Origin of the sequence: Legionella sp. 39-23 (assembly GCF_001897665.1) — a bacterium.
Taxonomy (GTDB): Bacteria; Pseudomonadota; Gammaproteobacteria; order Legionellales; family Legionellaceae; genus Legionella; species Legionella steelei.
The window spans coordinates 58,957-72,294 of record NZ_MKTO01000004.1; the positions used below are offsets into that span (position 1 = coordinate 58,957).

The following is a 13,338-nucleotide window of genomic DNA, read 5'->3' on the forward strand; positions in this document are numbered from 1 at the left end:
ATCCTTAGTTTCTCACTAACCTCCCACATCAACTTTTTTATTTAATCTAAAATTGATAATAAGTACCTAGTGCAATTGTTTTATTATAGGGTAACCGATAAAACTGAATATCTGGAACTGCAGTACGTAACATAAGAGAAAACAAATGCTTTTGCCAAAGCCATATGTCTTTTGCTCTTTCTCTAGTCATTTCAACAAAAACAATTTCAATAAAATAATTTAATTGATTTCTATTTATTGCAAACGGCAATTGTATTCTTTTAAACATTTCATCTACAGTACAAGGCAAATTAATATCTTCTGTAAAACCATAATGAATTTGGATTAAGTACAATCCATCCGCTTTTTTGATGAGCTCAAATTTATTTTCAAGGGGAATGTAGGGGCTATTGTCTATTTTGATACTGAGAAAAATCATATTTTCAGAAAAAAAACGGTTAATCCGCAGATGATGAAGAAGCCCTTCACCCTCATCATCATATGGATCAATAATATACAGCCTCAATCCAGGTTGTCTTGAAATCTTATTTTGATTTAATTCATCAATGATAAACGCATCCATCAAAGCATCCCTGTGATGCAATTTACGTAATTTTTCAAAGCCACAATACCAGGTGTACATCACTATAATTCCAAGAAATGCGATAAAAATAGGAATCCAACCTCCGGTTAAAAATTTGGGAATATTCCCAGCTAAAAATGCAAGCTCAATAATGAATATTAAAGGAAAAATCATCAGCTTAATAAGTCCCCACCCCCAGCAATAATATGCAATGATCCCAACTAAAGTGGTAGTGATGAGCATATCTAAATTAACAGCAATACCAAAAGCAGCTGCAAGATTAGATGATGTTTTAAACGTTACAACAAGTACACAGGTACCTACAGCTAAAAGAAAATTGATAAGAGGCAGATACACTTGACCTTTTTCAACTTTGGATGTGTATATAATTTTGAGTCGTGGTGTCAAATGAAGTAATGATGCTTGTTTTAAAATGGAAAAGGCCGCAGAAATAATTGCTTGTGACGCAACAATAGTTGCCGCCGTGGCCAAAAAAATCATAATAGAAAGAAACCAATGTGGTGATAGGCTGTAAAATGGGTATGCTGCTTTTTCTGGATGCATTAATATGAGTGCCCCTTGTCCAAAATAGCATAGAAGTAATCCAGGAAGCGCTACAGCAAACCACCCTATGCGAATAGGATTTTTGCCAAAGTGTCCTAAATCAGCGAATAATGCTTCACCGCCAGTCATCACTAAGAAGACTCCACCCAATAGAAAAACAGCAAATTGCTTATGTATCACAAAAAAATTAATGGCATAGTGAGGACTCAACGCCAAAAGTATTTTGGGATACTGGATAATCTGTAAAAAACCTAAAATGCCTATAGTGATAAACCAAATAAGCATAATGGGGGCAAATAAAACACCAATTTTTCCAGTGCCTGCCCGTTGCAACCAAAATAACAGTAATAAAATAATTAACGTAGCCGGTAAAATATACTTACTTAAATGCGGCGATAACGGTTCGAGGCCTTCTATGGCACTTAATATAGAGATTGCTGGTGTTAACATACCATCACCAATAATAAGTCCTATCCCAATAAAGGTGACAAATAAAAGCCAAGCCCCTGGATTTTTCATTTTCTGTCTTAAAATACCTGCAAGCGCCATAATACCGCCCTCGCCATCGTTATCAGCTCGAAAAATAACAACCAAATACTTAAAGCTAACAATGATAAGTAAGGACCAGAAAATCAGTGACAAAAGGCCATAAATGTTGAGCTCCGTTATTGGTAAATAAACTACGACTTGATGAAATGCATAAAGAGGACTTGTACCTATATCACCAAAAACAATACCTAGAGCTGCAAATGATAAGCCAAATGTGCTTGTTTTCTCTGGAGCAGATTTATTTAGCATTTGGCACCGACCCAATTTTTAAACAAACTCTCTGTATTAAATTGATTATAGTACTATGCCAGGTAATTATATTAAGCTAATGAATCGCTACTCAATTTGAGCACAACTATTACGTGAACGTATGCACCCCAGGTAAACCACATTAACGTGTGGGTTAGACTGTTAAGCCCAGCGCTTGTTGAGTTAATCCAAATTTTTGAAGATATTTTGCGTTACATGCTGGGCTTAACGGCCCCAGCATACACATTTCTTGAGTTTTACATGACTCTTAGATACCACGCATAAAGCGCGGTACTAGTGAGAATATACAGTTATCAAGCATTGAAGCGACAAATTATTTAAATCCTTGTTTCGCTCCAAAACTCAATGGCAGTTCATCAGCCAGCGCAGTTCCCAGGTTTCTGGTCACACGATCGAAAAGGTTTTGCTTGTGTGTATAATCAACAACCTCTGGAACTTTGATTACATCACGAGCGACTTGCCCGCTGCTCGCCAAACCATCAATTAGCCCCATAGTTAAAGCTTGCTCACCAGTCCAAAAAAGTCCAGAGAATGTTTCATCATCAATGTGTAAACGGCTGCCTCGGCCCTCTTTTACTCTATTAATAAATTGCTGATGAACCTGATCCAACATCACTTGCAGTTTTTGTTTTGCAAAATCTGTTTCAGGAGAAAATGGATCCAAGAATGATTTATTTGCACCTGATGTTTGCAATCTACGTGCAACACCTATTTTGTTCATTAGATCAACAAAACCAAAACCATTATACAAAACACCGATAGAGCCAACCATACTCGCAGGGCTAGCATAAATATTCTCTGTAGCAACAGCAACATAGTAAGCAGCAGAAGCACACGCATCCACACATACTGAATAAATTTTCACATCAGGATATTTTTTTTGATAAAACTTGATAATGTTATACATGTATTCAGCCTGAACTGGGCTACCACCGGGACTATTAATACGAACAATCAATGCCTTTAACCCAGAGTTTTTATAAGCTGAATCCAAGCCCCTGGCAAAATCATCTGCATTGGCTTTCGCTTCAGACATTTCACCGATAATATCGATTACACCCACATGAGGTTTGATATTAGTACCTACGTCTTCATTAGTACTCACTAATACGCGATAGGCTATAAACAAAATAATTAGCAAATAAATAACACGCATAAACCATTTCCATCTGCGTTTCCTCTTTGCTTCTTTTATATAATCAATGATGACTTGATTCAGCAAAGCTTGAGAATCCGGAGTAGAATTAGAAGAAGGGTCATTTGTCATAATGAGTCACTTGAAATAATTTAATTAAACCTCATTTTACGGTAGATATAAGAAAATTGTAAGTATTCACCAGATTTTGAGTACTTTAGGAGAAAAGACAGATTTGAGTATAGATTGAACGGGATGTGAACATACTTTTGAATTAAAAGCGTTCAAGATGTACCCGATATCGCTTTTCGGTGAACATGGTAATAGTTGCTGAAAATTAACCCCATATATAAGGTTATATATTATGAGAATGGATAAACTAACATCAAAGTTTCAAATAGCATTAGCAGATGCCCAATCATTAGCTTTAGGAAGAGATAATGGCTTTATAGAGCCAGAACACCTCATGAAGGCTCTGCTCGATCAACAAGGAGGGAGTTGCCGACCTTTGCTCAGTAAAGCAGGTGTTAATATCCCTTTATTAAGAACCCTTTTAGATCAAGCCTTAGATAAACTTCCTAAAGTATCTGGAATTGGAGGTGATATACACATTTCTAACGGCTTAAATCGTTTATTAAATCTTACCGATAAATTAGCACAACAAAAGAAAGATAATTTTATCTCCAGCGAGCTTTTTATTTTAGCGGCGATCAATGAGGAAGGCAGTCTTTCTCGTATGCTGAAACAAGCGGGCGGTGAGGCTAAAGCAATCGAAAGTGCTATTAATGAGTTACGTGGTGGCGAAAGCATTAACGATCCTAATGCCGAAGAACAGCGTCAAGCTTTGGAAAAATATACGCTCGACTTAACCGCTCGTGCGGAACAAGGTAAATTAGATCCTGTAATTGGTCGTGACGATGAAATACGTAGAACCATCCAAGTGTTGCAACGACGCACTAAAAATAATCCTGTCTTAATCGGTGAACCCGGGGTAGGTAAAACCGCGATTGTTGAAGGATTGGCACAACGTATTATTAATGGTGAAGTTCCAGAGGGTTTAAAGAACAAACGCTTGCTTTCTTTAGACATGGGCGCCCTAATTGCCGGCGCAAAATATCGTGGTGAATTCGAAGAGCGCCTCAAGGCCGTTCTTAATGATTTAGCAAAACAAGAAGGACAGATTATTCTCTTTATTGATGAAATTCATACCATGGTTGGTGCAGGAAAAGCTGAAGGTGCAATGGATGCGGGCAACATGTTAAAACCTGCTTTAGCACGGGGCGAGCTTCACTGCATCGGTGCAACCACTTTAGATGAATACCGACAATACATTGAAAAAGACGCTGCTTTAGAGCGACGTTTCCAAAAAGTTTTGGTTGATGAACCAAGCGTTGAAGATACAATTGCTATCCTGCGTGGTTTAAAAGAACGTTATGAGGTACATCATGGGGTTGAAATTACTGATCCAGCTATAGTCGCAGCAGCTACGCTATCGCATCGATACATTACAGACAGGCAACTACCGGATAAAGCAATAGATTTAATTGATGAGGCAGGAAGCTTAATTCGTATGGAAATCGATTCAAAACCTGAAAGTATGGATAAATTAGAACGCCGTTTAATTCAACTAAAAATTGAACGAGAAGCACTTAAAAAAGAGCATGATGAGGCATCTAAAAAACGCCTTGATGATTTACAACATACTATTGATGAATTGGAACATAACTATTCTGATTTAGAGGAGGTCTGGAAAGCTGAAAAAGCAACCATGCAAGGTGCCACGCAAATTAAAGAGTCCCTGGAGCAAGCCAAACTTGAAATGGAAACAGCTCGTCGGGCTGGGGATCTGAGTCGTATGTCTGAATTACAATATGGCCGAATTCCAGAACTTGAAAAACGCCTAACGCAAGTAGCTGAAGTTGAGTCTCATGAGAATAAATTAGTACGTAATAAAGTGACAGAAGATGAGGTTGCAGAAGTCGTTTCAAAGTGGACCGGTATACCCGTAGCCAAAATGATGGAAGGTGAAAAAGAAAAATTACTGCGTATGGAAGAAGTGCTACATAATCGTCTTATAGGACAAAATGAAGCAATCGATGCCGTATCTAATGCTATTCGCCGTTCACGTGCAGGTTTATCTGACCCCAATCGCCCTATTGGATCATTTCTATTCCTTGGGCCTACTGGTGTAGGTAAGACAGAGTTATGTAAGGCTCTGGCATCATTCCTCTTTGATACTGACGAAGCCATGGTACGCATCGACATGTCAGAATTTATGGAGAAACATTCTGTTGCCCGTCTGATTGGTGCACCACCAGGATATGTAGGTTATGAAGAAGGAGGATATTTAACAGAAGCGGTTCGTCGCAGACCTTATTCTGTGATTTTACTTGATGAAGTAGAAAAAGCGCATACCGATGTGTTCAATATACTGTTACAAGTTATGGATGATGGTCGTTTAACAGATGGTCAAGGACGTACTGTTGATTTTCGCAACACCATTATTGTCATGACCTCAAATCTTGGATCCAATTTAATTCAAGAAATGGGTAATAAATTTAAATACGAACAAATTAAAGATGCAGTAATGGAGATGGTGCGACAACACTTTCGTCCTGAATTCATTAATCGTATTGATGATACGGTGGTCTTCCATTCTCTTGCAAAAGAGCAAATTGCAAAAATTGCTGCAATCCAAATTGCCTATTTGCAAAAACGTCTGAAACAACAAGATATGCATCTTGATGTAACTCAAGAAGCCTTAACGCATTTAGCAGAGGCTGGTTTTGATCCGGTATATGGTGCAAGACCTTTAAAACGTACCATTCAACAACAGTTAGAAAATCCTCTGGCTCAAGATATTTTGACAGGAAAATTTAAGTCAGGTGAAACGATTAAAGTCTCTTATAAAGATGGCGACATGAAATTTACAAGCCATTAACTTTAAAGAAACAGTTAGTCCCAAATGTAACAAATTACATTTGGGACTAACTGTAATAAATCAACTGTTATAACTATAATCTCGCCATAACACTAACAAAATTAGGCGGATTAGGCGAGCCAACGCCTACAACATCGTTCCAAAATTGGCTCTCAATAATGCTAAGAACGCCATCCCAATTAAATGTAATAACATCCGTATTTACAGAAATATTAAATGCAGAAACAGGTGGAATAGAACCAGCCGGTGCATTGTTAACTGGTGTAGCACCACTTATTATTTGATGTGGTGGTGTAATGAGATTTAACGCTTTGCTGTTGGTTAACAGACTGTTAAAGGTGTAAAAATAAGGTGCTACTAAGCCAATTGGTCTTTGCGCTCCGCCGTTTAAGATAGCACGAGCTTGATTCACTAAGGTCACTACACCAGAAAATAAGGGCGTAGATTGACTGGCTCCACCTGTTTTATAAAAAGCCCCCCCCTGAAAAATAAGCAGCCCCGTGTAATAATCTGCTACCATGGCTATATCAGGAATTGCTCGATTAGTACTACCAACAATGCCATAACCACCAGCAGTAAAATTACTTATCGGCGCTTGCCAGGATGGAAAAGAACGCCATTTACTAACTCCTCCCATACTACCTGAATAAAGTTTACCATTCTTGTAAGTACCCCAACCGGATTCAAATGCATAATTATAATTACTATCAACAAATAAGCTGCTTCCTCCTACCGATGTAACATAAGCTGAACTGGCTGGGAACCCTATCGACGGATCGTTGCCAATCTTAGCGCAAGGCCATGAGCTATGATAGGTTTGATCCCCACAGTCGCCTGCTGCAAAATTAATACTTGCCCCCATTCCCGTAGCAACCTGCAAAGTGGCATCTAATGGCTCATTTTGCAAATCATAAGCACTACCCCAACTGTTGGAAACCACATAAGCATTGGTAAAGCCACCCAGAGTAAATTGGTTATTGATAAGGGTATTAATCGCTGTTGCTACCTGGGCATTATTAACATCATTTGTCATAACTAAAACAATGTTGGCTCCGGGAGCCATCGTGTGCGATGCCTCTATATCAAGCGCGATTTCACCATCCCAGCTGGAAGCACTGCCACACGTTAGAGATCCCAGGGTGTATGGATTACCGTGATAATCGACCACATCGAAGTTACTCGCGCTTAATTGTGGCAAAGAGTTTGCAATATTATAGGTGTTTACGTCATCCATAATGCCTGCAGAGCCCTGCGTCCCACAACCATCGATAATAATGATAGTTTGTCCTGTTCCATCGATGGTCACTCCATTAACAGGAGCTATACTACTTATATTATAAGCCGCTCGCATTTGATAACCTGTAAACCCTTGTAACGAAGTGGTTGTAGGTATTGCTGTTGGCGAAAAGGTATCCCAAGCGAAATTAAGTATTTCAACGTGCTTATTAGCTTGTGACTCCTTAAGCGTTTTAAACTTTTTTGATGATTCCAGATGGATTTTAGGATGTCCATTGGGAATATTACTGAGATCACTAATCCCTGATATGTATTGCGCAATTTCAGAATTTATCTTTGGTTTAGAAACGTTCCCATAAAAAAGTTTATTTTTATACAGATAATTATTAAGTTTTATCTGTAGTACTTTCTCAATTTCACTTGCTTTCGCGGTTACCTGTATTGTAGTAAACACTTTTTTTGTCTTCATTCCATGTGCAATAAAATAATTCTCAACCTCTTTTACCCCTCTTTCGCTTGGAGCATAGTTTGCATCGTATTCTTCTTTTGTTAAAAATTTTTGATAATAAAAACTTTGTGGATCATATAATTCATCTATAAAGTGATTAAGCTTCTCTTTATTCCTGAGTTTAAGCCAAATTGTAAACGTAATTTCTTGTTGTGGATTCATTGGCCCAAGCAATTTCGCGTTCTTTAAGATAGGGAGCTCAATATTATAGAAATTGGATTGTTTTATTTCAGCTCCAGCCCACACTGTAGATAAAAATATCATTAGCGAAAAAAGACAAACTATAAGGCGCATTACAAACATTTATTACCTCCCTGGTAAAAATTAGGATTAACTCGCAATTCTTATCCCAACTGATATAGGCTATTAATCGGACCATAAGTTACAAATCCGACCTCATTGCCACTAATTAATGAGTAAATAAAACCTCCTTGTGTACCCGCATATACTACTGAACCCGCTGCATTAACAAATAAGCTGTAGACAGTTTGCGCATACGGAGTCCAAGCTCCACCACCAGTTAATGATGTGCTTGTATATACATATTCATTTGCAGTACCTACATATAGAGTATTCGCAGCAACATATACTGAGCTGACTGCACTGCCATCAGGTTGGCCATTAATAGCTACCCAAGTCACTCCATTATTGTTGGAGTAATAAACTAATCCGTTGGCGCTTGCAGCATATAGCGCATTAGTTGCTACAAAAATGGCGTTCACCGCAAAACCTGTAGCAGGTGGAGTAGTCGTAGTACAATTTTTTCCATTAAGCGAGCAAATAAAAATACTTCCATTAGCACTTGCTATATAAAGTTTATAATTTGCTGAAACATACAGGGCATTGACAGCATAACCTGGTGCTGGAGACACAATAGGAGACCAGGTCGTACCGTTATTAAATGAAGAATAAACTGTTCCGTTGATGGATCCAGCATACAATATGGTGCTCAGCGCAACAACGCTACTGATTGCGCTTCCACCAGCAGGTGGATTTGTACCAACCCAAGTAGTACCATCATCTATTGAATAATAAACACCATTTTGTGTTCCGACATATAAAGTGGGTACAGACGGTGTTGCTACCGTGACATTTAAGACATTTGCAGCACTAGGCTGATAACATTGGTTCGGATTGGGTTTTCCATTTGGACCTTGCTGACAGACTATAGGGCCTCCCTTATAATGAGGTGACATTTGAGCGCCATTCACCTGCAAGGTGAGTGTGCATGATTGTTTAGAAGTCAGGGCAAAAGAATCGGCACAATTTCCTACATTAGTTACTTGCGCCATACCAGTGATAGGAACCATCTTTAATGTATGGGGCTTAGAAGACATATTGGTGACGGTATATTGAACGACCGCGGTTCCATTGCTAGGTACAGGGATTGAAGTAGGTGTAATCGGTTCAAGAGTAAATAATGGCGTTGAAGTTGCATGAACAAAGGCCATAGTAAATAAGAAATAAAAACCCAGCAAGCGTAAAAATAATTTATTTTTTTCCATTGCAAATCCTATGCTATATAAGTGAGGTATCAACATGAAACCATTAGTACATATGGTTGTTTATCAACTCGCCTCTCTAAAGTCTAACCTGATACTCTTCCCAATTTGCTTTTACCCCGTTAGAAAACTCATCACCAACATCAGCTTGTAATATTTTTAGGCGTGGCAATATGTTAAAAAACTAAAGGCATCCAGTTATAAGTCTATTTGCCTATTTTCACAAGAGCTTCTTTTGCAAATTATTTATTCCCGCTGCTTGTGCAATAACCAACCAAACACATTATCCTTCTACATGCTCTAAACGTTCTATCAACTTCCTTTTTACTGCAAGCCATTCTTCAGCAAGAATACTAAACAAGGCAGTGTCTGTGACTTGGCCGTTATGATGGATCATATGTTGGCGTAAAATACCTTCTTTTGTTGCCCCTAATTTTTTTAAGGTATTGTAATTCTTAACATTACGCGGATCGGTTGCGATTTGTACACGATTGATATCCCATGTTTCAAAAGCGTTTTGAAATAGTAATAGTAAAGACTCATGATTATATCGTTTTCCCCATGCCGCTGGATTAAGCCAACCGTATCCAACTTCCAACTTTTTATGTTGTAGTTCGATTTCATAATAAGCACGGGTTCCAATTAATTGATTATCTTTTATTCTTCTTATTACATATGTCAGTTGTATCCCTTGCATCTGCTTTAGTAAACAATCTTGAAACCAAGACTCGTAAAACTCTCCATTCGCTTTATTTGGCATATAGGTCCAAATTCGTGCATCATTAGCCGGCTGCCGTAAATACTCATAATGACTTAGGGTAAGTGGTTCCATGTGAATGGTTTTGCCGATCAGTATCTCTGGCATAAGCTTACTGACTTTTGTTTTATTTTTAGGCATAATAAAGTCGTCAGACATTTTCCAATCTAAAAACATGATCAATAAATTATTTCATCGAATAAAACAACTGTTTCAGGTTCCAGCAGGTAAAATTATTTCTAATGCATACCGGATTATTTCAATTGATGACAGCTATCAAAAAACGGCAAAAGTTTATGTCAAAATCCAAGTTACTGGTCAAGCGGTAACCTTTGACAAACCGGTAAGCGAACTGTATCAAAAAAAATGGTTAGATAGTTTTTCGCATGAAGATGTGGCGCATATCGCTGCATTATACTCTGCGGAACAAACCAATAACCTGGATTTAATTAAAAGATTTCCCAAACAAACAGCTGCAAACAAATCCAGTGTCATCAGTGTAGGAATACTGTTTACAACTTTTTTAATTTTATCTAATTTAGCTGCATTTAAAGTTGCCTCTTTTGGCCCAATTAATTTTGCTGCTGGTTTAATTTTCTTTCCTTTAACTTATGTTTTCGATGATATCCTGACCGAAGTATATGGATTTAAAGTAAGTCGACGGATTATATGGATGGCTCTCCTTGCAAATACAATTATATTTCTAGGGACATGGCTAACCATCTACCTGACTCCCTCCCCCTACTGGCCTCATCAAGAAGCCTATGCAACAATATATCAAGGTACACTCAGAGTATTTTTGGCGTCAGTAATTAGTTATTTTTTTGGTGAGTTTGCTAATTCGATAATTTTGGCCAAACTTAAAGTACTGGCATCTGGCAAGCGACTTTGGCTACGCGCCATGACCAGCACGATGGTTGGCGTTGGCATTGACACCCTACTTTTTACTCATATTGCTTTTTTATTCATACTGCCCTATGCGGCAATTTGGCAAATTATTGGGACGATGTATTTGTTCAAAGTAGCATATGAAATGTGTGCTCTGCCCATTACATATCAAGTCTCAAACTATTTAAAAAGAAAAGATAATGTCGATTATTATGATGTAACAACTAATTTCAATCCGTTTTCATTAAAGCTGTAATAATGGATACAGTAATAAATAGTACATCTAAAAATAGCGCAGTGATTATCCATTCGAATCATTTATGGTATCTGACTTTAACTTATTCGATGATCATCGTATTGGCCAATTGGTTTGATCCTCGGCTAATTAGTATTTGCGGTTTAACAACAGATGCTGGAACATTGATTTTTCCATTATCTTTTTTGCTTTCTGATTTGATCACTGAGGTGTATGGTTATAAATATGCACGTCGTACTATTTGGTGTGGGTTCATATTTAATTTGTTTTTCATTTTGTATGGTCAACTCGTAATCCACATGCCCAATCCCAGTTTTGCAACAAATAATGCTATTTTTGATACATTGTTAACCATTAACTTCAGAATTATTTTAGCATCATTCATCAGTTATCTAATTTCCGAGTCCTTTAACTCATACCTCATTGCTAAAACTAAGATTAGAGTTCAGGGACGATATATGGCTGGTCGATTTGTTCTTTCCTCATTTTTGGCATCAGGTCTAGATAGTGTGATTTTTACAACGATTGCATTTTACAAAACACTGCCTGATTCAGTATTCGTGTCGATGATGTGTACCATGTGGTTTATTAAAGTATTTATGGAGTTATGTGGCCTTCCTCTCTCTATAAATTTGGTTAATAAACTTAAAAAAATAGAACAAATTGATATTTATGATAAAAAAACAAAATTTAATTTATTTCGCATGGATCTTGATTACATCCAGCAAGAAAATGAATTTTTTCATAATAAAAAGTTATAATGTGTAGCCTGGACGAGTACATAGAGTTCAACATAGGACTAACCCCTCTATTAAATACTTTATCCAGGCTAAACAGCCTCAAATCAATGTGCGAGCGCCACAACTTTTTCTTTTTCTTCATCCTGTTTTTGAGAAGCCAAAACAGCGCTATGTAATTCTGACTCCATCTTCGCGAGTGCAGTATTCATTTTCTCTCTGCCCAGGGCATTCACTTTATCTCTTCCCATAGCATTCCTTATATCTCTTCCATAAAAGAAACTACAATCCAAGACAACACTAGGCTCTGCTTCAAGAAACTGTTTGAGAAACCTCGCCCCATCATACATATCCTCATTGGTCAGTTGCTCGAGAGATCGCTCCAGTCCTAAAGCTTGTTGGATAATAAATGAAAAGTGTTTGTCAAACATCTTTGGTTGATGTTGCAACACTAAAGCATAGCCACCAAAAAGAATAAAACTGCAGGTAAAGTCATAACATTCCTTCATTTTTGTTTGGAACATACCGTGATTCATAGATTCTAAATTTTCTTGAACCAACCCGGTATAAAATACTCTAAATATTATATTTCTTGCTTTCTCTGATTCAACGTGTTTTACGATACTTTCATTGATGGCTTTGCCACCTAAAGTTCGAAAAGCATTAAAGTCCTTATAATCTTTTGCTACTCCCTTACACCATTTCTCGATTTCTTTTTCAATCTGTTTCTGTTCTTCATCAATTCTTTCCGCTAAAGATTGAAGAAAGTCAACTGCTTTAAATCGCTCTAGAAGAACTTCGCCACGATCTGTTTGTTCTTCAATAATATCCAACAAATATTGCTCGAAATTACTGTCCTCAGCAAAATGAGGATAACTCTTATAAAGAGGAACATCCTCTTTGTCCTTCTCAAACATATTGTTTCGAAAAGCCTCTAGAGCTTTTACAGCGGTAACCGCATCAAGAATCTTTAAATCTTCCGATTTATATCTCTTCTTAACCCCCTCCATCGCTTTAAACTGTAATGCAGTTCTTATGGCTAAAAATAACTTTACAGTGGTTATATCACATCCAAAGAGCGACCAAGAGATATATCCATCAGGATTCTCATATTCTTTAATCAAGCGAAAATAGCGGTGAATTAATGCCCCCAACAAATACAACGCGCCTTCTTTGATTTTTTCTTTATTTTCTTTGGGAATATCTCGCAAATAATTTACTAGTTTATTGAATACATCAATTTGCGTCCCCCTGCCCGATTTACATCGAATTACATCATTTGTTCTAGCGATTAATACCTCCAGGGAGGAGCCACTGCTAGCTTGGCTATCTGTTATTGTATATCGTCCTAATAAAGTAGAATATTTAGGTTCCAAATTAAGCGTATTGACTCTAAGTTTTGCAAATGTTGGTGGGATAAAAGTCATACATCC

Annotated in this window: 9 protein-coding genes; 3 read left to right on the top strand and 6 right to left on the bottom strand. The window is 37.6% G+C overall.

Translation table 11 applies throughout. The features are described 5' to 3' along the window. Nucleotides 1–46 precede the first annotated feature (46 nt). Nucleotides 47–1,924 carry a KUP/HAK/KT family potassium transporter gene (locus tag BGO44_RS01450; protein ID WP_273199488.1) on the bottom strand — a complete coding sequence of 626 codons (1,878 nt, stop codon included), beginning with the start codon at nucleotides 1,922–1,924 and terminating at the stop codon, nucleotides 47–49. 334 nt (nucleotides 1,925–2,258) lie between these two features. After that, nucleotides 2,259–3,212, bottom strand: a complete 954-nt coding sequence (locus BGO44_RS01455; RefSeq protein ID WP_273199490.1) for a S49 family peptidase — start codon at nucleotides 3,210–3,212, stop codon at nucleotides 2,259–2,261. 232 nt (nucleotides 3,213–3,444) lie between these two features. Between BGO44_RS01455 and clpB the strand changes: the two genes are divergently transcribed. Next, entirely contained in the window at nucleotides 3,445–6,021 is a 2,577-nt protein-coding gene (clpB, locus tag BGO44_RS01460; RefSeq protein ID WP_058512439.1) for an ATP-dependent chaperone ClpB, read from the top strand. Between the two features lie 73 nt (nucleotides 6,022–6,094). Here clpB and BGO44_RS01465 read toward each other — a convergent pair whose 3' ends face one another. The 3 genes from BGO44_RS01465 to BGO44_RS01475 form a co-directional block, all read right to left on the bottom strand. Continuing rightward, complete coding sequence (locus tag BGO44_RS01465; protein ID WP_273199493.1) at nucleotides 6,095–8,068, bottom strand: S53 family peptidase; 1,974 nt, start codon at nucleotides 8,066–8,068, stop codon at nucleotides 6,095–6,097. 41 nt (nucleotides 8,069–8,109) lie between these two features. Next, nucleotides 8,110–9,270 (bottom strand): WD40/YVTN/BNR-like repeat-containing protein, encoded by a 1,161-nt coding sequence (locus tag BGO44_RS01470; RefSeq protein ID WP_058512437.1) that lies wholly within the window; start codon nucleotides 9,268–9,270, stop codon nucleotides 8,110–8,112. A gap of 280 nt (nucleotides 9,271–9,550) precedes the next feature. Continuing rightward, on the bottom strand, nucleotides 9,551–10,183 hold the full coding sequence (locus BGO44_RS01475; protein ID WP_058512493.1) for a GNAT family N-acetyltransferase: 633 nt from the start codon (nucleotides 10,181–10,183) through the stop codon (nucleotides 9,551–9,553). A 16-nt stretch (nucleotides 10,184–10,199) separates the two neighbouring features. Between BGO44_RS01475 and BGO44_RS01480 the strand changes: the two genes are divergently transcribed. Beyond that, nucleotides 10,200–11,168, top strand: coding sequence for a queuosine precursor transporter (locus BGO44_RS01480; protein WP_058512436.1), 969 nt, complete (start codon nucleotides 10,200–10,202; stop codon nucleotides 11,166–11,168). A gap of 2 nt (nucleotides 11,169–11,170) precedes the next feature. Beyond that, a complete protein-coding gene (locus tag BGO44_RS01485; RefSeq protein WP_058512435.1) occupies nucleotides 11,171–11,929 on the top strand; it encodes a queuosine precursor transporter in 759 nt (252 codons plus the stop codon). Between the two features lie 83 nt (nucleotides 11,930–12,012). On the opposite strand, the gene BGO44_RS01490 is transcribed toward BGO44_RS01485, so the two are convergent. Next, nucleotides 12,013–13,332: a hypothetical protein gene (locus BGO44_RS01490; protein ID WP_058512434.1), complete on the bottom strand. Its 1,320-nt coding sequence runs from the start codon at nucleotides 13,330–13,332 to the stop codon at nucleotides 12,013–12,015. Between the last annotated feature and the right edge of the window lie 6 nt (nucleotides 13,333–13,338).